Genomic DNA, 23509 nt, shown 5'->3' on the forward strand with positions numbered 1-23509 from the left:
ACTAATATGCAAACAACTGGTCATACCAGTTTGTAAAGCAAGCAATTTTTTTATAAAAATTCGTAAAAAAGCATACAAAATCCTTGATATGCTCCTAAAAAACCAATTTTTGCTACTACTACTTTAGAATCGTTCTAGCACGAGAACGCGACAAATGTTTCATTTTGCGCTATCGTCGCAACGCACAATTCAATGATCTATTATCATTCCCGCAGCAAGCTGCCTCGCGCCGGCTCGGGAAAGGCTATAGCTATGAGGCATTAATCATGAACCAAAGGGTACAGATCGGCGGCCTGCAGGTCGCAGAGAATCTCTATAATTTCATCAATAACGAAGCGCTGCCCGGAACAGGTATTGAGCCTCAGAAATTCTGGAGCGAGTTTGACGCAATCGTTCATGACCTTGCCCCACGCAACCGTGAACTCTTGAGCAAGCGTGACACGATTCAGGCCCAGATTGATGCCTGGCATCAGGCGCGCAAGGGTCAGGCATTTGATCTGGCCAGCTATAAATCTTTCCTGACAGAGATAGGTTACCTGCTGCCAGAGGGCGAAGACTTCTCCGCAACCACCAGCAATGTCGATCCAGAGATGGCAACACTGGCTGGCCCTCAGTTGGTTGTTCCGGTCATGAATGCTCGTTATGCGCTGAACGCCGCCAATGCACGCTGGGGCTCACTCTATGATGCCCTGTATGGCACCGATGCTATTTCAGAAGCCGATGGCGCCGAAAAAGGTACCTCTTACAACCCCGTTCGTGGCGATAAAGTCGTTGCCTTCGCACGCGCGTTTCTGGATGAATCCGCTCCGCTGGCAAAAGGCTCGCACGTTGAGTCCACCGCCTATGTGATCGCCGATGGCCAGTTGCTCGTCAGCCTCAAGGATGGCAGCGAAACAGGTCTTGCAGACCCTTCACAGCTGGTGGGCTTCAATGGTGATGCTGCCAAGCCCGACGCTATTGTTCTGAAAAACAACGGCCTGCACTTCGAAATCCAGATAGACCCCAGCAGCATGATCGGCAAAACCGATGCAGCTGGCGTTAAAGATATCCTGATGGAATCTGCGCTGAGCACCATCATGGACTGCGAAGACTCCGTTGCAGCCGTTGATGCCGACGACAAGGTTGTGGTCTACCGCAACTGGCTGGGCCTGATGAAAGGCGACCTGACCGAGGAGCTGGAAAAAGGCGGCAAAACCATCGTCCGCAGCCTGAATCCAGACCGCACCTATCAGACCCCGGATGGCGGCAGTATCAGCCTCAAGGGCCGCAGCCTGATGTTCGTACGCAACGTCGGCCACCTGATGACTATCAACGCAATACTGGATAAAGACGGCAACGAGATCCCCGAAGGGATCATGGATGGCATGGTCACCTCGCTGATCTGCCTGCACGACCTCAAGGGCAACAGCCCTGTTCGTAACACCGTTACCGGTTCCATCTATATCGTTAAACCGAAGATGCATGGGCCTGAAGAAGTGGCCTTTGCCAACGAGCTCTTCGGCCGTATCGAAGATGCGCTGGGCCTGCCCACGCATACGCTCAAAGCCGGCATCATGGACGAAGAGCGCCGCACCACCGTGAACCTGAAAGAGTGCATCCGTGCCGCCAAGGACCGTGTCGTGTTTATCAACACTGGCTTCCTGGATCGTACCGGCGATGAGATCCACACCTCGATGGAAGCGGGCCCAATGCTGCGTAAAGGCGATATGAAAACCACCGCCTGGATCAAAGCCTACGAAGACTGGAACGTCGATAACGGACTGGCCTGCGGCCTGCAGGGTCGTGCTCAGATCGGTAAAGGGATGTGGGCCATGCCCGACCTGATGGCTGGCATGCTCGAAGCCAAGATCGCGCACCCGATGGCCGGTGCCAACACCGCCTGGGTTCCCTCTCCGACTGCCGCCACACTGCACGCACTGCACTACCACAAGGTCGATGTATTTGCGCGTCAGGAAGAGCTCAAGTCACGCCCACGCGCCAGCCTGGACGACATTCTGACCATTCCTGTGGCAGAGAACCCCAACTGGTCTGCCGAAGAGATTCAGCAGGAGCTGGATAACAACGCACAGGGTATTCTGGGTTATGTGGTACGCTGGATAGACAGCGGTGTCGGTTGCTCCAAAGTACCCGACATCAACGATGTCGGCCTGATGGAAGACCGCGCAACACTGCGCATCTCCAGCCAGCATATCGCCAACTGGTTGCACCACGGTATCTGCAGCGAAGGTCAGGTGATGGAAACCATGAAACGCATGGCCACCGTTGTTGATCGCCAGAACGCAGGTGACCAGGGTTACCGCCCGATGGCCCCTGACTTTGATCAGAGCGTTGCCTTCCAGGCAGCCTGTGATCTGGTCATTAAAGGACGTGAGCAGCCAAGCGGCTATACTGAACCAGTCCTTCACAGACGTCGTATAGAAGCCAAAGCCAAGTTTGCCGGCGCAAACTGATCTCTGATTAAGATCGCCGCCCCTCAGGGGGCGGCATTTAATCCGACCTCAACCCAGCAACAGAGGATTGCGCCGACTCAGGAAATCCACTGATGTCACACTCAAAACTCTTTTTTGCCCTGCCTTGCCCACCAGAACAGACCCGACTGATCGACCAGTGGCGAGAGGAGCATCAGCCCCACACCCGTAAGACCTGGGTACCTAAAGCCAACTTTCATATCACACTGATTTTTCTTGGCCAGGTGGCGCCCGAGCAGCAAGCCGAGCTGATCAATGCGGCCAACCAACTATCCCTGCCCGCATTTGATATTGAACTGACCCGTTATGGCAACTGGGCCAAAACCGGTATTTTCTGGCTCGCACCCGATCACACCCCGAAGCCACTGCAACAGTTGGTCACTGAACTGAAACGGGTCGTTTCGCAAATCGATGTACTTCAGGATACGCGCAACTACCACCCGCACCTGACTCTGGCGCGACATATCAACACACCTCTGCCCACGACCAGACTGGAACAGCCGTTTACGCTGCAGGCCAGTGCGTTTGGCTTATACAGATCGGTCAACACCCCTTCCGGGATCGAGTACCATGCCCTGAAACGCTGGCCATTGACGGCCGGGGCGACCTCATGAATACCGAGATGCTTCGCGAACCTGCCCTCGCAATCGACGATGCCGCACTCAGACTGGCTGACTTTATCAGCCGCCATGATAAGCTGATGCTACTGACTGGCGCAGGCGTCAGTACCGACTCTGGCATACCCGACTACCGTGACGCTGCAGGTGAGTGGAAACGCAAGCAACCAGTACAGCATCAGGATTTCATGGGCAACCTGCTGACCCGCCAGCGCTACTGGGGACGCAGTCTTCCCGGCTGGCCGGTGATCCGCGATGCACAACCAAACCCTTCGCACCACTATCTGGCGGATCTTGAAACACGCGCCCATATCAATCTGCTGGTGACACAGAATGTCGACAGACTGCATCAACGTGCCGGCAGCCTGCAGGTGATCGACCTGCATGGCCGTTCCGATCAGGTTATCTGCACCAGTTGCGGCTATCGCTGCGACCGCATGGAGACTCACACCAGCTGCCTGGAACTGAATCCTGCCTACAGCCAGTATCAGGCGGAAGCTGCACCCGATGGCGATGCTGATCTTGAAGTGGATTTCAGCGAATTTCGTGTTCCGGACTGCCCTGAATGTGGTGGTATCCTCAAGCCAGATGTGGTGTTTTTTGGTGATAATGTCCCCAAAGAGCGGGTCGAGACAGCCCTGAATGCACTGCAGAACAGCAACGCACTACTGGTGGTTGGCTCATCATTGATGGTGTACTCGGGCTTTCGCTTCTGTCGCCGCGCACATGAATGGGGCAAGCCGATAGCCACGCTGAACATCGGCCGCACCCGCGCCGACGAACTGGTCAGCCTGAAGCTGGATTCGCGTATCGGTAGTACCCTGGAACGGGCGCTCGAACTACTGTAACTCTTCAGCGAAAAGCCGCTCTATCAGACTAAATTTATAGTGACCGGATACGCGTTCAGGTGTATAAATCGCGCACTATCAGGAGCGACCGCGTGAACACCCTCAGACAACCAGAACCAACGACGCAACTATTTGATCAGATCGCCGACCAACTGGTCGAGCGCGGCTATTTTCTGGCCGAAAAAGCCCTGCCTGCCAGCCTCTGTCTGGCACTGCAACAACGCTTACAATCACTGAATGAAGAGGAGTTCAAACGAGCCGGTATCGGGCGCGAGCAGGATCATCAGCTAAACAAACGCGTGCGTACCGATCAGATCCGCTGGCTGACTCGCCAGAACCCTGCCGAAGCGGAATATCTCGAACAGATGGAAGCACTGCGCCAAGGGATCAACCGCAGGCTATTCATGGGTTTGTTTGATGCGGAATTCCACTTTGCTCACTACCCCGAGGGCGCCTTCTACAAGCGCCATCTGGATGCCTTTCGCGGCAACACCAACCGTGTGTTGAGTGTGGTGTTTTATCTGAACGATGATTGGCAGACAGATCAGGGCGGCGAGATGCTGCTGTATGCCGCAGAACAGACACCAGGAGAAGAAACACCCCTGTTGCAGCGAGTACTCCCCGAAAGCGGCACCCTGGCGATCTTCCTGAGCGACGAGTTCCCGCACGAAGTGTTGCCGACCCGGCGCGATCGCTACAGCATCGCTGGCTGGTTCCGTGTCAACAACACTCTGGGCGATCAACTGGACCCACCACGCTGAGCGGGTTTACTCAATCAACCAAACGGCTTGACGCCGATCAGTACGCCATGCAGATACATGGCAAATATCATCCAGGCGACGACACCCGCTACGATCACCATCAAGTCTCCCTTCAGGCTACCCGGAGCGCGGATGACACCTGTTGCACGATCACGACGACGCGACGCCGCAAAACCCACAATACTCCAGACCATAAAGCTGCCGAACAGCAACACCGCGGCCAGCGTGCCATTGGAGATCAGATGCGCAAATGCCCAGATCTTGGTGCCCGCCAGCATCGGATGCCCCAATTTGGAACGAATCCGTGACCCGGGGATATACGCAGCCAACAGCAGGATAAAGGCCGGTAATGTCAGCAGGGCCGCCAGATGGCGCGTCCATACAGGAGGTATCCACAGCCACACGGTATCAGCCTTGGCCAAGCCATAGCCCCACACGATCAGCACAAAACCCAGCAGCGACACCACCGTGAAGATACCCTTCCACGGCAGCTCACCCAACCGTGCAACCTGCTGCGAACGCCAATCATCCGCAAAGAAACGTATGGAATGAACTCCCAGAAAAATCAGGAGTCCGAGAATAAGTACCAGCATGTTATTAATTTCCTATCATAAATTTGTACAAAGAGTACTGTAGCAACAAGCGTTCGACTATGTAACTCAGAAGTAGTCATCATCAAACGAATGATCAGGGAAACGCGCAAAGGAGAAACAGATGAAAACCATTTTTGCAAAACTGCTGATGGCCATGATAGTTGGCCTCTTTGCATTGGCTGCCACTGGCTGCAACACCGTAGAAGGTGTCGGCAAGGATATTCAGAAAGGCGGAGAAGTGATCGAAGAGAGCGCCGCCGAGAATCGCAGCTACTGATTCGTCAAATTAATTCATTAGGCGTTTTGGTCTCATTTCAACTTTTGAGACTCCCCATTCGTCTGTCAGGTGCGCTACACTTCACCTGACAGACGAGACTTACCCATGCTGCCCATGACACCTTACGCCAGACAAACCATACTGCTCACCCTGCTGCTGAGTCTGCTGTTGAGCTTACTGCCCAACCTCGCTCTGGCTGACAGCATCCGACGTGTTGTACACCCCGACGGCCGCATCGAATTCACCAACATCCCCAGCCAACCCACTGCAGGCGCCGGAGCAGGCCAGCATGGCAAGGAATCCGTCTATCGCTATCGCAACACCAGTGGTGTGCTCGCCTTCAGTAACGTAAAACCCCAGGGCGTACCCTACGAAGTAATCCGTTTTGACTGCTACGCCTGCAAACCCAGCTCCACAATCAACTGGCACAACACCCGCCTGTTCCTGACCCCCTATCAGGAAGAGATCAACACCGCCGCCAGACAATACAACCTAGACCCCGCCCTGGTGCGCGCCGTGATTCATGCCGAGTCTGCATTCAACCCCAAGGCAATTTCGCCTAAAGGCGCACAAGGCCTGATGCAACTGATGCCCGGCACCGCCGCCGAACTCGGCGTGAACAACGCCATGGATGTAGCAGAAAATATCCGCGGCGGCGCCAGCTACCTGGCCCAGATGCTGAAACAACACAACAACGACATCACCCTAGCCACCGCCGCCTACAACGCCGGACCCGGCGCCGTCAGGCACTATGGCGGCATCCCCCCCTTTGCCGAAACCCGCGCCTATGTTGAGCGAGTCGGCATCCTGCACCAGCGCTATCGCGACAACGGGCAGTAAGCGCACTCTGCCAGCAAGGCCCTGCCAACCGCACCCTCATACAGAAATAGTCTGCTGTTACGACCTGGTAGCTATAAATCTCCCGATTTAGTGGACACCACGATCTAAAAAAACCGAGGTGATAAATGCCTAACGTTAGATTTTTACCATCGGTTTAACCGACGAGCACAGTCACTGTGTGATTGAGCAGGCCGTCAATACCGCATTAAAAGATGTCATGGATGAAGCGGAAGCGCTCATGCTACAGAGGTTTGGGCAAATCACTCTGGATCAACTGGGCACAGACAGAGTTTCCCGCGCCCTTTTCAATACCTGATGCAGTCGCTCTATCCCCTCATTCAGATAAGGCTCAGACAAGGCACTGAATCCAAGCAGCAGGCCCTGCTGCGGCTTACCGGTGAAGTAGTGACTGGACAGCCGATTCAAGGTAAGCCCCAGCTCTGATGCTGCCCTGGCCAGTTGCTCATCCGTCAGACCGGATTCGGGCTTCAGCAGCGCCACCAGGTGCATACCGGTATGCGTCGAGGTGATCTGAAACTGATCAGCCAGTTCGCTTTGTAAAAGGTGTAGCAGATGATCTCTGCGTTGCTGATATACGCGGCGCATCCTGCGCAGATGGGTGGCGAAATAACCATGTGTCAGAAATGCCGCAAGCGCTGGTTGCAAGGGCAGCGATGCCATGCTGCCCAGCGCATGTTGGCTGCTCAGCAGATGTGGAGCCAGTTGATCCGGCGCGACGATATAGCCGATGCGCAGTGAGCGAAACAGTATCTTGGAGAAGCTGCCCACCAGCAGTGTGTGTTGCTGAGTATCAGCCTTCATCAAGGGTGCCTGTGCCCGCCCCTGGTAGATGAATTCGCTGTCGTAGTCATCCTCGATCAGCCAGAAGGGTTGGCCAGTCTGATTGCTTTGGCTGCACAGATCCAGCCACTCCTGACGCCTGCGTGCACTCATTGCCACTCCCAGAGGGTATTGCCGTGAAGGTGTCAGGATCGCAGCCAGTTGCCCGGACACCCCAGTCGGGCAGACAGCTCCCTCGGCATCTACAGCCAGGGCATCCAGCTGGACTCCCATACTGCTGACACTTTCTGCAAGGGCTGGATAGCAGGGGTTTTCCAGCCAGACGGATGAGGATGCCTTAGTGCTGATACGCTTCAGCGCACTCAACAGCAGGCTGATCGCATCTCGGTTACCTGCTGTGATAATCACCTGATCGGGTTTTACACTAAGGCCACGCATCGCATGCAGATAGTCTGCAACAGCCTGTCGCAGCGCTGGCAGACCTGACTTCATTGTGCCTTCGAGCAGTTCGCGCGGAGGATCACGCCAGCCCTGCTGCAGGCAGCGTCGCCAGATCCGGTGTGGAAACAGACTGACATCGGCGCCTGAGTCAAAGCGCAGCCAGTTGTCATCAGTGTTGTCATAAGAGTTGTCCGGAGAAGTTCTGGTTGTTGTGGATGGTAACTGCTCCAGCATTAATGAAGGCAATCGATGCGCAATGAATACACCCTTTTTCGGTATTCCCAGTAGATAGCCTTCGGATGTCAGCAGATCATAGCTATTACTGCTGGTTGTGCGGGAGACACCCAGATCCTGTGCCAGTTGCCGCGATGAGGGCAGACGATCTCCGGGCCTGAGCCTCTCCTGTTCAATCAGCGCTCTGATCTGCCTGGCGATCTGCAGATAGACAGGTACCTGATCGTCAAGATCGAGGCTGATCGTCACACTGGAGAATGAGGTGCTGCTCATCATATCTGGCCTTATCAAAATTGATTAATCTGGCTATCAATGAAATAGCCAGATGCCGATATGATAACGCAATAGTCAGTTGATACCAGAAATAACCACAGGAAATAACATGTCGGAATCCATCGCTGTCACCCAACGCACCAGGGTCAAGAGAGGCCCCAAGCGGGCTGTTTATGACCGGGACACCATCCATGCCATCATCGATGAAGCGCTGATGTGTCATGTTGCACAATTAGTGGGTGAGCAGCCCTTTGTCACACCAACCTGCCACTGGCGTGATGGTGATTATTTCTACTGGCATGGTCATGCTGCTGCGCGCAATATTCAAGGGGCCGCACAGACACAGGTCTGTATCAATATCAGTTTGCTGGATGGACTGGTTCTGGCGCGCTCGGCTTTTCACCATTCAGTCAACTACCGCTCGGTGACGCTCTTTGGAGTGCCGGAACTGGTCGAAGATGAGGCTGAAAAGATGCGTCATCTGGAAATTTTCATGGAGAAGGTGTCGCCGGGTCGCTGGCCACTGCTGCGTCCGGTACTGGACAAGGAGCTGAAGGCCACCGGCATTCTCAGACTACCGCTGAATGAAGCTTCAGCCAAGGTCAGGGCAGCCCCGCCAGTAGATGACGAGGAAGATTACGACTGGCCGGTCTGGGCAGGCGTGCTGCCCATTACCCGCCAGATGGGTGAGCCGGAGCCGGACCCGCGGCTAAAGAATCAGGACTGGCCCCTTCGCCAGTCCTGATCAGTCAGACAGCGCTGTGGGAAAGCTCGCTACCAGTAGCGAACAGCCCCTGTGTCGACATGGACAAAGCCGGAATTGGTGTAGAGACCTACCCCTCCGGCTTTCATGGCGACAGCAGCCCGATGCAGATCCATCAGATCGCGCCCCGGTAAGCGTACATCAATCGCCTTACCCTCCATATGCATGCTGCGCTGCGCAACGCCGGAATTGGCACTGCGTGAACGGAGCATTTCATTGGTTTTGGGTGAACGGTAGGCGGAGATGATTTCGAAAGGCGCCTTGCTGTCCAGGCTTGTACGCAGGGTATAAAGCAGATCCAGCAGCGTTGGATCCACCGGATGCATATCCCCCGTTCGGAAATCGCGCAGAAAACGATTGATCTCCTTCAGACTCGACGGAATATAGCGCCCATCCACCCAATAGGTGGTGGATATCGTTTCACCGGTATGCAGATGATGCAGCGCCACTTCCCTTTCAGCTGCTTCTCGTGCCTGACGAGTCGCCGCCAGTGCCGGCATTGCAAGCCCCGCCGCTGCCAGAACACAGCCCTTGATAAACCGCCGCCTGTCAAGGCGACGTGATGAATCCTGAGACCCTGATGCCTCAAGACGATCGCACTCAGCACACATGCCTAACCCCCTTCACTTCAATATCAGGCAAACGTTGCCGCAAATTGCGTAAAACTGAGCAAATATTAACCAAAACTGAACGATTTATCCAGAGGTGGATAAGTATTGGGGATAAAAATCCAGGCTACTGCGCCGCAACCTGTGGATAAATAAGGCTAAAATCACTTTCAAGACGGCTGATCAGTGAAGCATTGGTACCATAGATATCCGGCCTGACCTGCAACACACCAGCCTCATTCACCCAAACCGGCAGGTAAACCAGATAAACAGGTATTGGATCCGGCAGTGCAAGACGCCTGGTTCCGGGTCGCGCCAGCTCCTCTTCAACCGACACAGTGGAGCCAGTGGGGTCAAACAGACGCTGCGACAGCTCCGCTATACCCTCGACACGGATACAGCCGGAGCTGAAAGCACGCAGAGGAAAACTGAACAGGTTACGCGCCGGCGTATCGTGCAGATAGATGCTGTAGGGGTTATCCATGCCGAACCGTATCTGCCCCAGACTGTTGTGAGGGCCAGGTGACTGACGCAGTCTGAATGGAAAGTTGTTGCGCCCGTATTGAGTCCAGTCGATCTCATGAGGATTTTGCGGCACCCATTGCCCATCTTCATAGCGCGAGACACTGATCTCTTTAGTGGCAAAGAAATTGGGATCAGCCCTCTGATCTGGCAGCATATCCTCAACAGCCAGACGACGCGGTACTGTCCAGTTGGGATGTATGATCAAATAGGTCAGATCTGATATAAACGAAGGAGTAGCACGACGCCGCTGCCCACTGATCACCTTCTGGCGCAGACTGACTTGCCCCTGCTCGTATAGCTCCAGCTCATATCCGGCACTGTTGACCAGAAGATAACGCTCACCCAGAGATCTTGGTAGCCAGCGCCAGCGCTCAAGCGATGCACGTATCTCACTCGCTGTCTGCGCCGGAGACCGATTCAGCATCGCCCGCGTATCGCGTCCGATTATGGCATCCACCTGCAGGCCGTGTCGTTGCTGGAAATGACGAACCGCCTTGGCCAACTCAGCATCAAACTCTGAATCCTGCAACGCCGACAGACTGTTCAGATCTGTTACCAGATCTCCTTCTCGCAGCAACTGGGCACGAATCTTTGGAATAACCTCATGCTGCTCCCCCTCTCTGAGCGTTGGAAACTCAGGCAGAGGTTGCCAGTTACCCGCCAGTGCCAGCGCCCGATAGCGACGGTAAGCCTCCTGAAGACGAGCATAGTGTGGGTGAGTCGGTGTCAGGCTGGCCAGCAGCAACCGAGGAGAATCACCACGCGACAGGGCTGATATCAGGGCATCTGATGACAGCTCCGGACGGTTCATCAACCAGTGGCGGTCAAAGTCCCGGGGGTTGAGTTGCCCCCGCCCGAGATCTGTCGCCAGACGCACAAACAGATCGGTCAGCCATAGCTCTGCCAGAGCAGGCTGATCCTGATAGGAGGCGATGATCTGATGAGGGGAGGAGTAGCGTGATGAATAGAGCCCATGGTCGGCAGCAGCAGTCACAGCCTCCTGCAACTCGTCGATGCGAGCTGAAAATGGCATGCCTTGCTGGTCAAACCAGAGGGGCAGAAAGCCTGACTGCTGATAATGTGTTTGCAGATGCTGCAGATCGGAGTGCTGTACTTGCTGTATCGCAGTCAGCAGATCACCTTGCCCTTGAGATGGCCTTGCCTGCTCACTCTGTGCTGTCGTACACACAAGCCACAGCAGACTCACCACTCCCCATCTGGACAAACTTCGAATTCGACTCATCCTTAACTCCGCTGTTGATCCAGTCGCTTAAAGCGCCACACTGAATATACACAACATCTGTACAGATCGTTCAGATGCCGTTATATCAGTATCACTTCAAGTATAGACGGAAACGGCGGATATGGTTGGGACATAACCTTTCTGATCAAGCCAGATCGGCCAGATTGCCCTTCTCTTCCAGCCAGGCCTTGCGGTCACCTGAGCGTTTCTTCGCCAGCAGCATATCCATCAGCTCCATGGTGTCGTCGGCATCATCCACCGTGAGCTGAACCAGACGCCGCGTATCCGGCGACATGGTGGTTTCGCGCAACTGCAGGGGGTTCATCTCACCCAGTCCCTTGAAGCGCTGAACATTGATTTTTGCCGTCTTGCGCTCAGCACGGATACGGTCGATGATCGCATCCCGCTCTTCATCATCCAGTGCATAGGCGACCTCCTTGCCAACATCGATACGATACAGCGGCGGCATCGCCACATAAACATGCCCTGCCTTGACCAGCGGCCGGAAATGCTGGATGAACAGGGCACACAACAGCGTAGCGATATGCAGCCCATCGGAATCGGCATCGGCAAGAATACAGACCTTGTTGTAACGCAAACCTTCAAGGTTATCCGAACCCGGATCAACACCGATTGCTACCGCTATATCATGGATCTCCTGAGAGGCCAGGATCTCACCGGAATCAACCTCCCAGGTGTTGAGAATCTTACCACGCAGCGGCATGATCGCCTGAAACTCGCGACTGCGCGCCTGCTTTGCAGAACCACCGGCTGAATCACCCTCCACCAGAAACAGCTCTGCCTGAGTGGCATCGGCACCTGAGCAGTCGGCCAGCTTACCCGGCAGGGCTGGCCCCTGAGTGACACGCTTGCGCACCACCTTCTTGTTGGTGCGCATACGCCTTTGCGCATTGCTGATCACCAGCTCAGCCAGTTTCTCGCCCTCCTCCACATGCTTGTTCAGCCACAGCGAGAAGGCATCCTTGACTGCACCGGAGATAAAGGCCGCTATGCCGCGAGAAGAGAGACGCTCCTTGGTCTGGCCGGAGAACTGGGCATCCCGCATCTTCGCTGACAGGATATAGCAGCAGCGCTCCCAGATATCATCCGGTGTCAGCTTGACCCCACGCGGCAGCAGGTTGCGGAACTCACAGAACTCACGCATCGCTTCCAGCAACCCGGTCCGAAGGCCATTCACATGTGTGCCACCGAGCGCGGTCGGGATCAGGTTCACATAGCTCTCGGCCGTGATATCGCCCCCCTCGACCAGCCACTGCACGGCACACTCAACAGCATCCTCCTGACCTTCCAGCACACAGGTGAATGGCTCCTCAGGCAAGGTATCAAACACCTGAGTGGTGCCTTTCAGATAGGCTGACAGCCCTTCCTCATACAGCCACTCCTCCTTTTCAGGCTTGCCTGATGAGCGGTCGGTGAAGGTGATCTTCAGGCCGGGACAGAGTACTGCCTTGGCGCGCAAAATATGCTTCAGCCGCCCGACATGGAATTTCGGCGTATCAAAGTATTTCGGATCAGGAGAGAAGCGTACTGTCGTGCCGGTATTGCGCTTGCCGCAGGTATCAATGATTTCAAGATCAGATACCTTTTCGCCATCGGCAAAACCGATGCGATAGATATTGCCGTCACGTCTGATCTGCACTTCGAGCAGTTTCGACAGGGCATTGACCACCGACACGCCAACCCCGTGCAAACCACCCGAGAAGGTATAGTTATCGTTATTGAACTTGCCACCGGCATGCAGCCGGGTCAGGATCAGCTCAACCCCGCTGACACCCTCTTCCGCATGGATATCCACCGGCATCCCTCGTCCATCATCACTGACCGTGAGCGAGCTGTCTTCATGCAGAATCACATCTATCTGCCGGGCATGCCCTGCCAGCGCCTCATCCACGGAGTTATCGATCACTTCCTGAGCCAGATGGTTCGGCCGGTCGGTTTCGGTATACATTCCGGGGCGGCGCTTGACTGGGTCGAGGCCGCTGAGGACCTCTATCGCGTCGGCATTATATTGCTTCATCAGCTCTGTTTTCCTGTTCAGGCGTTACAACGGGTAAGGGTGTTGCTGGCGGAAGGTCGATCCGCCCTTCGGCAAAGGCATAGATAGCCGGAATCAGTTTTTCAAACTGCTCAAAACCATGACTGCCACCTTCCTGCACAAACTGAGTGCAAGCGGCATATTTATTTACAGCGTCCCGATAATCAAGTGTTTCATCGGCAGTCTGTACCAACAGCAGATAGCGCGAAGGGTCCTGTATCTGCTGTGTATCCAGCGCCTGCAACTGTAACAGATGTTCGCGGGTAAGATGATAGCGCTCGTGGTTGTAGAGGTTTTCATTTTCGCCCAGCCACGCCTCCAGCAAACGATAGGGGGCAACGGCAGGGTTGACCAGCACGGCTCTCAGATCCGGCTGACTCTCTACCAACCAGTTGGCGTAGTAACCACCCAGAGAGCTGCCGATCAGCGTCACGGGGCGTGTCGATTGCGCCACCAACTGCTTCAATTGCTCCATCGCCTGAGCTGGCCAGTGCGACAGCTCAGGCACCTGCAACTGATCCGCCAGACCGAGCCTGAGCATATCGGCCTGAAGCAATCTCGCCTTCCAGGACTGGGGCGAGCTGTTAAAGCCATGAATATAGATCAGATTCGAGGTCAGCATCCTTTCTCCAGTTTTACGATTCGAATATATCCTGAACACGCTCAAGATGAGCCACAATCTGCCCGTCTGGGTGCAGCTCATACCAACGATAGCCGGGCAGACCGACCTGAGGATCATCCTCTGTGGTCACCGTCAGCACCCCCGGTTTGAACTGCACGGCTGTCGAGGGTGCAGACCACATGTTGATACCGGCATATTGCAGCTCCAACGCCTGATGCACATGACCGCAGAGCACACCTTTGACCTGAGAGTGAGGCTTTACTCGACTCCAGAACTCATCTGCATTTGCCAGCATGATCTGATCCTGCCAGGGAGTCCCGGTCGGCAATGGATTGTGGTGCATGGCGATCAGGGTAGGGGCATCCGTATGCTTTGATAAAGAGCTTTCCAGCCACTCCAGAGAATCCGGTGAAATCGATCCACTGCCTTTGCCATCCGGTAGATGGTTCGAATCCAGCAACAGCAGCCGCCAGCGACCAAGACGCAGTTCAGACTGTTTCAGCACCGAGATGTCAAAGCGATCCATCTGCTCACTGTTGTCATGATTGCCTGCCACCCAGCAACGCACGCCAGGCAGGGGCTGAATCGTCTGCAGCAAACGCTCATAAGCGGAGAGCTCACCATGGTGTACCAGATCTCCACTGAGCAGCACTGCATCAAAGGAGATGCCCAACGAGAGCGCATGCGCGACCACTCGCTTCAGGAGAAGCTCACTGTCGCGCTCATAATAATGACCGCCGGGCTCCGGCGATATATGGCAATCACTTATCTGGAGTAAATAGCGCATAGTCAGTCAGCCAGAACGGGTTCCATTTCGAATCCATGATCAAGACACAGATTCAACCACTCGCCAAGATACTGATTCAGCTGCTGTTTTTCATCAGGCTGATGCATCTCGCCATTGGGGTAGGGGTAAACACCGCTGAGTTGGCGACGACGCTTGAGGCAGATCACTTCTGCCATGCGCGCATCATGATACAGGCGCACGATCAGTTGCGGTGCCTCAAGCCATCGTGAATCCGATTCATGCACATAGGACAGCAGCAGCGTGCTGGTATATCTGAAGCGTTCATCTATCTCTATGCGGACAACAGCCTGTTGCTGCACTATACCCACCCTGAACTCGCGCTCATCACAGGATTCAAAATCCGGCAGCAGTTTCATGATTCTGGCATAGTTGATCTGACACTGGGCCATCTGCCTGGTCAGGTCCGGAACATATTTACGCTTCATCGATTCTCCGCATCAGGGCTGCCCCTTCAGCCAGCACCTCATCGTGCCTGAGCTGAAGCCATTGCAGTGCAATAATGGCTGCCGCATTGTTGATCACACCTGTATTGACCAGTTCAAATGCCTGTTCGGCACTGAGCAGGTGGACCTTGATATCTTCTCCCTCTCCAGCCAGACCATGAATCCCCTCAGCTTTGGAGCCATCAACATAGCCACACAGCAGATCCAGCCATTCATCACATCCACCGGGACTCGGCAGATAACGGGTTATATTTATAAGATGATGCACTTCAAGCCCTGCTTCTTCAAGCGTTTCCCGTTTAGCAACCTCTTCGGGTGTCTCGCCTGGCTCGATGATACCGGCCACCAACTCCAGCAACCAGGGCCCGGCTGGCGCTTTCAGTGCACCCACTCTGAACTGTTCTATTAATACGACAGCATCCTGGAGCGGATCAAACAGCAGCACGGCTGCTGCATCCCCTCTGCGAAGCAGTTCGCGTTGGACGCTGATCTCACCGCCGCGAAAACAGGCATGCGTCAGCTTCAGACTATGGATATTCAGGAAGCCCTTGTAGGTCTGGCTATCCTGATCTGTGTGGAAGTCATCAGGACCAAAAGAGGGTTGCCAGCCAGCAGTCGTATTCTTCACATCTATACCTTTTCAAAACCTCATGGTGATCAATGGCCCGGGGAAACAGGGCTATCAAGCAAAAATGCCGGACTGTCGCCAGCCCGGCATTCGGGTGTACCTCAGATCGCATCAGACAAAGCTCTGTGCGATCAAGCCCTGTGCGACCAAAGCAGTAGGGCTATTCCTTTTTACCGCCAAAGCTGCCGAAGAAATGCCGCTCTGTTTCGAAAGGATCCGGGTTCGTCAAACCAAAGACACCACCGATTTCGTCAGCGGCAGGACCAAAGAAGCGACCATCAATATTACCGCGCAGGAAGTCAGGATTATTGATTGTATAAACCTCTCCTCCCAGGTCGCTGCCATTGATTGTCAGCTCCCCGCGCAAATCCAGCATCGGAGCATAGATGAAACCTGGCAACTGAACCCCCATATTCAGGTAATAATCATCAAGGCTCAATCCATCTACCATGATGGTATCAGTGGTGGTCAGTTTGATATTGCCGGTCAGGAAGTTGGCTTCTGCCTCCATATTGGCCAGTGTTCGCCAGTACTGCCCTAGATCTGGGTTGTTAGATGGCACAAGATACTGCCCAACCGCTGTTCCACGGTAGTTCCAGCGCCCCGTTGTCGGCATATTCTCGGGCAGAGTGGTATTGCCCACGATAAACGTACCCATGACTCCGATAGTCTCACGCTCAGGGCCAACTACATCACTCCAGCTTCCCAACGTCAGATAATCGTAGGCGGTTTCACCCATCGGCTGTTTGGTGCTGCTATTCACTCCAGGGAGCTTGTTGAGCAGAACCAGCTCGGTACGATGTTCGGCTATCTCATCATTGTAGATGACGCGCACACCACCATTAATCTCTTCAAAAACCTCGATCATGGGGTTGGAGCGATCAAGTATCAACTGATTGCCTATGCGTGAAGCATTCTCCGAGTTCAACTCGATGCGCGTGATCTGACCACTGCTGTCGCGCACGACATTGAAGTCTGCCAGCGTATCAAACACCAGGTTACTTCCGTAAGGAATTGGTGGTACGGGCTCAGGTTCCGGCTCGGGTTCAGGTTCGGGCTCTGGATCATCAGGGTCCGGCTCTGGTGGTTCTGGAGAAAAATCAGGATCGTCTGGATCGGGTTCCGGCTCTGGCTCAGGCTCTGGCTCAGGTTCGGGCTGAACCACGGTCAGATCCATCACCAGCGAATAGGAGTTACCTTTGCGTACTGTTCCACTCTGGGAAGGAACTTCAATATCCGGGGCGATCACAGGATCCTGATTAGCAGGCGGCTGTGACGGCGTACCGGGAGACGGAAAGGATGGAATGGTATTGCTCGAACCACCTCCTCCACAACCTGCCAGCATCAACGTGGCAACAGTCAGAGCAGTCAGTTGAAAGGGTGCACGGAAAGGCTTCATTCACATTCTCCATGTTGAGTCAGCTCCCGGCTTGATCGCTGATGAAACCACCATCAGACGATCTCTACCGCAGCATAGGACTCTGATACTAAAGCCAATACAGACTGTAATGCAATATCAGCCATGAACTTTACCACACTGAAAGTCGGAAGGATTTACACCAGAGACTTGGCGTAATGCCTGCCGACTGCTAGTCTGCGCAGGACAAGCAACAGGCAATCCCCAGATTAACCTGTCTTCACCCTTTCCAGCATAGGTCAACCGAGTGAAAAAAACAGTACTCATTCTGCTCCTGCTGATTGCCGTTGTTTCAACCACATCCACCGCAACCGCTCGAGCCGATAGCCTGCAGGCTGCTCTTGCTCACGCTGATATCCTGTTCAGAGCCTCGGAGCATGAGGCTGTGATCGAGTTTCTGCAGCCATATCGACAAATGGCCGAGCCTCCACTGGAAGTGCTGTTCATCCTCGGTATGAGTTACATGCAACAGGAAAGGCATGTGCTGGCGGCCGATGAGTTTCGTTTGATGCTGGCTCGCGATCCATCGCTGCTCCGCCCAAGGCTTGAGCTGGCACTGGCCCTGCAGCGCAACGGTGATCTACAGGCGGCACGCTACCACTATGAACAGGTGCTGGCTGCAGAACTGCCTGTTGGCGCACAGCGCAATATCTATCAACAGTTATCTCAGATCCGTGAGCGTGAACCTACTCTGCGCCTGAATCTGGAGCTGACTTCAGACACCAACCCGACACAGTCGACCAGCAGTGATGTAATATATATCGGTGGTTTGCCTTTCATTCGCAATGACCAGAATCAGGCTGAAACTGTCTGGGGGGTTGCCGGCTCTGCCGATCTGCACCTGCCACTTCCCAGCAATCCAGACTGGTTTGCCCGTCTGTATGGCAGCTTTCAGGATTATCCCGGCCGCGCGCTTGATGCTCAATATGTGCAGGCCAGCGCCGGACGGCGCGCGCAGTTCGGTGCCTATAATCTGAGTGCGGAAGCCGGTGCACACATCACCTATTATGAACATCGCAGGCAGCGCCAGGGAGTTCTGGTCCGCGGGACGCTGTTCACCCGCCCCAGCCGATCACTCGCGCTGTCGGGGGATCTGGAAATACGCAGCTATCACTATCCAGAGCTTGGCTATCTGGATGGACACCAGAGCACCGCAACGGCTCGCGTTATCCGTATTGCCACCCCGACACAACGCTGGGACCTCTCTTTCAGCCTGTCCCATTATGACGCCAGCTCAAAACCATCAAGCTACCTGCAGCCCGGCATCAACCTGCGTTATCTGCATGAGTGGACAGGTGGCTGGATTACAGGTGTGCGTGTTCAGGGACGCTTCAGCGAACATGAGGCCCCTGATCCTTTTTTTCGACAGACACGTCGTGATGTAGAGGGCCGGCTTGAGCTGGACCTTTTGAATCGCCGCATTGACTGGCAGGGATTTTCGCCACAGATGCTGTTCGGCTATACCCGACGCGAGTCCAACCTGACACTCTACTCCTATGACCGTTTCTATGCCCGCATCGGGCTGACCTCTGAATTCTAGGAGGCTATCGGACTGTATCAACTGTTCAACGTGCGTCGCCGGGACTCGAAGATACAGCTGCTGCTTTGCTGCTTGGCTTCCTTCTTCGCCTGCGCTGCCATCTCAGAAATCTCGTGAAAGCTGCTGCACCTGAGCGGATCAGGATGAACCACCCCCACCGCCAGACCCAGAAGTGGGCAAAACTGACTCTGCCCCATGCGATCCACTCCCTGAAACCCACCAAGCTTGAGGTCTTCCTCCGTATAGTAGCTACGCACCTGTTGCTCAAACTTCCGCAGAATCTCTTCGCAGGTGTCCTTCCAGTCATGACTGCGGAAGATCACGACAAAATCATCTCCACCGACATGGCCAATGAAGTTTTCCTGACGCTCGGCGTGCTGCACCAGCAACTCCCCCAGCAGCCTGATCACCTGATCACCCCTGGAGTAGCCATAGCGGTCATTGAAGGGTTTGAAATGGTTCAGATCAAAATAGGCCACTCTGAAATCCATGCCGGCCTGCAGTAGCGCATCAATCTTTCGATTGATCGGCACATTGCCCGGCAGCAGTGTCAGCGGATTGGCATAGCGTGCATTCTGAATTTTCAACTCGGTGATGCGCTTAAGCAGATCACGCACACTTCCCATGCCGATATAACAACCATCCTGAACAATCACCAGATCCTGTTGAAGATTATGATCATTCTGATCGGTCAGAAGACGCGACACATCCTCCAGCCGAGTGTTGCTTTCCACTATCATCGGGTCACGTCGCATCAGGCGGGATACAGGCTTATGCTCAAACAGGGAACGGCCATACTGAGTGGAAAACAGCTCCAGCAAATCGGAACGCCGCACCACACCGACAGGACGACTTTCGGACAAAACTGGAATGGAGCCCCACTCAGGCTGCTCCCTGAACAGAGTCCCGGCAGCGCGGATGGTATCTTCCGGCAACATCGCATCTACTGGACACACCAGCGACAATGCCGTCTCTGACGTATCGCCAGACAGATCCAGCACTGCTGGTCGAGCACGGATGACGCCCGCATCCAAGATCATCGACGGTTCCGGCAGAGGCATTCCCAGCAGATACCCCTGACCATACTGCACACCCAAAGCCTGCAGAGCACGCATCTCCTCCAGTGTTTCGATCCCTTCAGCGATGATCATACAGCGCAGGCTGCGCCCGACGTTACAGATGGAGCGCACAAACTCACGCTTGACCGGATCGCTATCCACCCCCTGGACGAAGTGCTTGTCGATCTTTACATAGTCAGGCTGAATCTCGGACCAGAGTTTAAGTCCTGAATAGCCGGCTCCCAGATCATCAATCGCGATACGAAAGCCCATTTCACGGTAATGCTGAACAGCAGTCAGGGAGAGACCCTGACGATCAAAAGGGTGCTGTTCGGAGAGTTCGATGACGATCTGATTCAGCGACAGCCCCAACTGACGTAACAGGTCGGCAGTAAATCCGCTTTGATGATCAGGGGAGCTGAGCAGGGATGCCGTGACATTCAGAAACAGCTTGCCTTCGGGTTTCAGTTGAGCAAAACGCTCCAGTGCACGCTTGCGACACAACAGCTCCAATGGATGAAGCAACCCATGGCGCAAGGCAGCACTGAACAGTTCCATCGGCGAATGCAGACGGCTGGTTTCAGGGCCGCGTATCAGCGCTTCATAGCCCATTGCAAGACCAGTCTGAAGATCCACAATCGGCTGAAAAACCGGAAACAATGATTCATTGTGAATAACTTGGCGAAGTTCCGTCTCCTCCTGCTGCAGTCTGTTTGTCGTGACCAACCTCATAATCCGCTTCCGTCTCACCTGTCTTGATGGAAAGCCAGTTTATGTAAGGATTATGACAGCGGGGTGACAGTTGGATCACGCTGCGGGATCAGCAGCAAAACATCTCAATTGCTGGATCTCTTCTGCCCAAAGCGTTTCATCAATGGTCTCGAGCACCAGAGGAATACCGGTGAAGCGCTGATCGCGCATGATGTAGCGGAACACCTCCCAGCCGATCTCTCCGACACCCAGGCACTGGTGACGGTCGATTCGACTGCCCAGCTTACCTTTGGAGTCATTCAGATGCATGGCGCTGAGGTACTGAAACCCGACCACCTGCTCAAATTCGGCAAAGGTCGCCTCACAGGCTTGCTGAGTGCGCAGGTCATATCCCGCGGCAAAGATATGGCAGGTATCCAGACAGACCCCGACGCGGCTTTTGTCTTCCACACCATCGATGATGGCGGCCAGATGCTCGAAGCGATGACCGAGATTGGTGCCCTGCCCGGCGGTTGCTTCGATAACGGCCACCACACCACTGGTCTGATCCAGCGCCAGATTGATCGACTCGGCAACGCGTTGGAGGCAAACATCTTCATCCAGTTGTTTCAGATGACTGCCAGGGTGGAAGTTCAGATACTTCAACCCCAGTTGCTCGCAGCGCTGCATCTCATCCAGAAAGGCCGCACGCGACTTTTCCAGCGCCTCAACTTCAGGATGGCCAAGATTGATCAGATAGCTGTCGTGCGGCAGGATCTGCTCAGGGCCAAATCCAAGCTCGGCGCAACGCTCGCGAAACCGGGCGATACTCTCCTGAGTCAGAGGCTTGGCATCCCAGCGGCGCTGGTTTTTGGTGAACAGGGCGAAGGCGTTGGCACCGATGGCATGTGCATTCAGCGGCGAGTTTTCCACTCCACCGGATGCGCTGACATGGGCGCCGATATAATACTCACTCACAGCTTGCAGGCGCCCCCGAGGCAGTCATCGAAATCCATCGATTCCAGCTCTTCACGTTCACTGTGTTGTTTCTGCAACTGTGCAAACAAACGCCCCTCTGTAGAATCATCCAGTTTAACCGCAGCACGTTCAAATATACTCAGCAGAGCCTTCAGCTCATCCAGTGTCAGATCATTCATATTGCTCTCCTTCTGTCTTTTTTCCGCAGCTCATTCTGCAGCCAAGTTATCCGACCGGTCGGATATGCTCAACCATCAACTGCAGATTACGCTGACCACGAAATTCATTGATATCCAGCCGATACACCAGGTCGATTTCCAACACCTCCTGATCAGGCCAGAGGCGCGTATCTATATTAAATGCGATGGCATCCAGTGTCATGGCCGATCGAGGATCCATCAACACCAGTTTCAGATGGCGTTTGCCGACCAGGCGCTGTTGCAGGATTCGAAAGCGACCATCAAACATCGGCTCCGGGAACTGATGCCCCCAGGGACCAGCATCGCGCAGCAACTGCGCCAGCTCCAGCGTCAAGCCATCGGCACTCAGCTCACCATCACTGACGATACGCCGCGTGAGCATTTCGGCCCCCATCTGACGCCGCACTTCGGCATCAAAGGCCAGACGAAACGGCTCCAGCGACTCCGGCTGCAATGACAGACCAGCTGCCATCGCATGCCCGCCGAATTTGCTGATCAGGCCTGGATGGGCTGCAGCGATAGCATCCAGACCATCACGAATATGAAAGCCACTGATGGATCGCGCCGAGCCCTTGATTTCACCCTGCTCCCCTGGTGCAAAAGCGATCACCGGACGGTGCACCCGCTCCTTGATACGTGAAGCAAGAATACCGACCACCCCCTGATGCCAGCTGGCATCATAGAGACATAGTCCATAGGGCAAGCTGCTCTGATCCAGCTCCAGTTGATCCAGCAACACCAGCGCCTGCTGCTGCATCCCCTGCTCGATACCGCGTCGCTCAAGGTTGAGCTGATCCAGCATCTGCGCCATCTCCAGCGCTGTGTCCATCTCATCACAGAGCAGACACTCAATACCGATCGCCATATCCTCAAGTCGCCCAGCGGCATTGAGTCGCGGCGCAACGGCAAAACCGAGATCTGCGGCAATCAACTGCTCACGCTTACGCCCGGCCACCTCCAGCAGCGCCAGAATACCGGGCCGGGCCTGACCTGCGCGGATGCGCTGCAACCCCTGATATACCAGCGCGCGATTATTGCGCTCCAGCGGCACCACATCTGCCACTGTACCCAGCGCCACCAGATCCAGCAGAGAGGCCAGATTGGGAGCTGGCAGGTTTTTCGCTTGAAAATAGCCCCGCTGCTGCAGTGCACGGCGCAATGCGATCATGACATAGAAGATAACACCAACACCGCAGGTGGATTTGGCAATGAATTCACAGCCGGGCTGATTGGGATTAACGATAGCGCAGGCGGCAGGCAACTCACTGCCCGGTAAATGATGATCGGTCACGATCACATCCAACCCCAGTTGCGCAGCTCTGGCGACGCCTTCGACACTCGATATGCCGTTATCCACTGTTATCAGAAGCTGAGGCAGTCTGGTGGCGGCCACCTCGACAATCTCAGGGCTCAGGCCATAACCATACTCAAAACGGTTGGGTACCAGATAATCGACTGCGCGAGCGCCAAACATGCGCAGCGCCAGCACAGCCAGGGCCGTGCTTGTGGCACCGTCGCAGTCAAAATCACCCACAATGAGAATTTTTTCGCCCTGTTCCAGAGCAGATACCAGACGTTCAACCGCCGCATCAATCCCCAGCAATTGATGGTCCGGCAGAAGCTCTTGCAGATGGCGGCCTATCTGGTCTGGATTATCCAGTCCACGGGAGGCATAGACGCGTGCCAGCACCGGATGCAGTGACTGCAAGGGTGCTGGCAGCTGTGCAGGCACGGGCCTGCGTTCAATAACTATTTCACTCATCAGGATCCGCTATGG

At 54.9% G+C, this 23509-nt stretch carries 22 protein-coding genes; 8 read left to right on the forward strand and 14 right to left on the reverse strand.

Features of this window, described 5'->3' with window-relative positions:
* Positions 1-266 precede the first annotated feature (266 nt).
* The 4 genes from F7R27_RS15650 to F7R27_RS15665 all read left to right on the forward strand — a co-directional run bounded on the left by F7R27_RS15650 (position 267) and on the right by F7R27_RS15665 (position 4694).
* A complete protein-coding gene (locus F7R27_RS15650) occupies positions 267-2450 on the forward strand; it encodes a malate synthase G (RefSeq protein WP_151705203.1) in 2184 nt (727 codons plus the stop codon).
* A gap of 92 nt (positions 2451-2542) precedes the next feature.
* A complete protein-coding gene (thpR, locus tag F7R27_RS15655; RefSeq protein ID WP_151705204.1) occupies positions 2543-3082 on the forward strand; it encodes an RNA 2',3'-cyclic phosphodiesterase in 540 nt (179 codons plus the stop codon).
* Positions 3079-3933 (forward strand): NAD-dependent protein deacetylase, encoded by an 855-nt coding sequence (locus tag F7R27_RS15660; RefSeq protein ID WP_151705205.1) that lies wholly within the window; start codon positions 3079-3081, stop codon positions 3931-3933. Before thpR ends, F7R27_RS15660 begins: the two co-directional genes overlap by 4 nt.
* A gap of 92 nt (positions 3934-4025) precedes the next feature.
* The gene (locus F7R27_RS15665) at positions 4026-4694 is read left to right on the forward strand and encodes a 2OG-Fe(II) oxygenase (protein WP_151705206.1); all 669 of its coding nucleotides are present in this window, start codon (positions 4026-4028) and stop codon (positions 4692-4694) included.
* Between the two features lie 14 nt (positions 4695-4708).
* On the opposite strand, the gene F7R27_RS15670 is transcribed toward F7R27_RS15665, so the two are convergent.
* Entirely contained in the window at positions 4709-5287 is a 579-nt protein-coding gene (locus tag F7R27_RS15670; RefSeq protein WP_151705207.1) for an NnrU family protein, read from the reverse strand.
* Between the two features lie 121 nt (positions 5288-5408).
* Between F7R27_RS15670 and F7R27_RS15675 the strand changes: the two genes are divergently transcribed.
* Together F7R27_RS15675 and F7R27_RS15680 are read left to right on the forward strand one after the other, a co-directional pair.
* Positions 5409-5564 (forward strand): entericidin A/B family lipoprotein, encoded by a 156-nt coding sequence (locus F7R27_RS15675; protein WP_151705208.1) that lies wholly within the window; start codon positions 5409-5411, stop codon positions 5562-5564.
* A 105-nt stretch (positions 5565-5669) separates the two neighbouring features.
* Complete coding sequence (locus F7R27_RS15680) at positions 5670-6404, forward strand: lytic transglycosylase domain-containing protein (RefSeq protein ID WP_240776399.1); 735 nt, start codon at positions 5670-5672, stop codon at positions 6402-6404.
* Positions 6405-6674: 270 nt separating this feature from the next.
* Here F7R27_RS15680 and pdxR read toward each other — a convergent pair whose 3' ends face one another.
* The gene (gene pdxR, locus F7R27_RS15690; RefSeq protein ID WP_168927532.1) at positions 6675-8153 is read right to left on the reverse strand and encodes a MocR-like pyridoxine biosynthesis transcription factor PdxR; all 1479 of its coding nucleotides are present in this window, start codon (positions 8151-8153) and stop codon (positions 6675-6677) included.
* A 109-nt stretch (positions 8154-8262) separates the two neighbouring features.
* Here pdxR and F7R27_RS15695 point away from each other — a divergent pair, with 109 nt between their 5' ends.
* On the forward strand, positions 8263-8898 hold the full coding sequence (locus F7R27_RS15695; RefSeq protein WP_151705210.1) for a pyridoxamine 5'-phosphate oxidase family protein: 636 nt from the start codon (positions 8263-8265) through the stop codon (positions 8896-8898).
* Positions 8899-8927: 29 nt separating this feature from the next.
* Here F7R27_RS15695 and mepK read toward each other — a convergent pair whose 3' ends face one another.
* The 8 genes from mepK to F7R27_RS18740 all read right to left on the reverse strand — a co-directional run bounded on the left by mepK (position 8928) and on the right by F7R27_RS18740 (position 17248).
* Positions 8928-9527, reverse strand: a complete 600-nt coding sequence (gene mepK / locus F7R27_RS15700) for a peptidoglycan L,D-endopeptidase MepK (RefSeq protein ID WP_151705211.1) — start codon at positions 9525-9527, stop codon at positions 8928-8930.
* 124 nt (positions 9528-9651) lie between these two features.
* A complete protein-coding gene (locus F7R27_RS15705) occupies positions 9652-11292 on the reverse strand; it encodes a L,D-transpeptidase family protein (RefSeq protein ID WP_151705212.1) in 1641 nt (546 codons plus the stop codon).
* A 145-nt stretch (positions 11293-11437) separates the two neighbouring features.
* Complete coding sequence (gene parE / locus F7R27_RS15710) at positions 11438-13333, reverse strand: DNA topoisomerase IV subunit B (RefSeq protein WP_151705213.1); 1896 nt, start codon at positions 13331-13333, stop codon at positions 11438-11440.
* Positions 13317-13970 carry a YqiA/YcfP family alpha/beta fold hydrolase gene (locus F7R27_RS15715; protein WP_206060533.1) on the reverse strand — a complete coding sequence of 218 codons (654 nt, stop codon included), beginning with the start codon at positions 13968-13970 and terminating at the stop codon, positions 13317-13319. Before F7R27_RS15715 ends, parE begins: the two co-directional genes overlap by 17 nt.
* Before the next feature lie 13 nt (positions 13971-13983).
* Positions 13984-14757, reverse strand: a complete 774-nt coding sequence (locus F7R27_RS15720) for a metallophosphoesterase (RefSeq protein ID WP_151705214.1) — start codon at positions 14755-14757, stop codon at positions 13984-13986.
* Between the two features lie 2 nt (positions 14758-14759).
* Complete coding sequence (locus F7R27_RS15725; RefSeq protein WP_151705215.1) at positions 14760-15203, reverse strand: DUF1249 domain-containing protein; 444 nt, start codon at positions 15201-15203, stop codon at positions 14760-14762.
* Entirely contained in the window at positions 15193-15849 is a 657-nt protein-coding gene (locus F7R27_RS15730) for an NUDIX domain-containing protein (RefSeq protein WP_151705216.1), read from the reverse strand. The genes F7R27_RS15725 and F7R27_RS15730 overlap by 11 nt, the downstream gene beginning before the upstream one ends.
* A 160-nt stretch (positions 15850-16009) precedes the next feature.
* On the reverse strand, positions 16010-17248 hold the full coding sequence (locus F7R27_RS18740; RefSeq protein ID WP_206060534.1) for a transferrin-binding protein-like solute binding protein: 1239 nt from the start codon (positions 17246-17248) through the stop codon (positions 16010-16012).
* Between the two features lie 265 nt (positions 17249-17513).
* On the opposite strand from F7R27_RS18740, the gene F7R27_RS15740 reads away from it, so the two are divergent.
* Positions 17514-18806, forward strand: coding sequence for a surface lipoprotein assembly modifier (locus tag F7R27_RS15740; RefSeq protein ID WP_151705217.1), 1293 nt, complete (start codon positions 17514-17516; stop codon positions 18804-18806).
* 17 nt (positions 18807-18823) lie between these two features.
* Here the strand turns inward: F7R27_RS15740 and F7R27_RS15745 are convergent, their stop codons facing one another.
* From F7R27_RS15745 to recJ, 4 genes are all read right to left on the reverse strand, one after another.
* Complete coding sequence (locus tag F7R27_RS15745) at positions 18824-20596, reverse strand: GGDEF domain-containing protein (protein WP_151705218.1); 1773 nt, start codon at positions 20594-20596, stop codon at positions 18824-18826.
* A gap of 75 nt (positions 20597-20671) precedes the next feature.
* Entirely contained in the window at positions 20672-21532 is an 861-nt protein-coding gene (nfo, locus tag F7R27_RS15750) for a deoxyribonuclease IV (RefSeq protein ID WP_151705219.1), read from the reverse strand.
* On the reverse strand, positions 21529-21711 hold the full coding sequence (locus F7R27_RS15755; protein WP_151705220.1) for a hypothetical protein: 183 nt from the start codon (positions 21709-21711) through the stop codon (positions 21529-21531). The genes nfo and F7R27_RS15755 overlap by 4 nt, the downstream gene beginning before the upstream one ends.
* 46 nt (positions 21712-21757) lie before the next feature.
* Positions 21758-23494 carry a single-stranded-DNA-specific exonuclease RecJ gene (recJ, locus tag F7R27_RS15760; protein WP_151705221.1) on the reverse strand — a complete coding sequence of 579 codons (1737 nt, stop codon included), beginning with the start codon at positions 23492-23494 and terminating at the stop codon, positions 21758-21760.
* Between the last annotated feature and the right edge of the window lie 15 nt (positions 23495-23509).

Source organism: Nitrincola alkalilacustris (genome assembly GCF_008973755.1).
GTDB classification, from domain to species: domain Bacteria; phylum Pseudomonadota; class Gammaproteobacteria; order Pseudomonadales; family Balneatricaceae; genus Nitrincola; species Nitrincola alkalilacustris.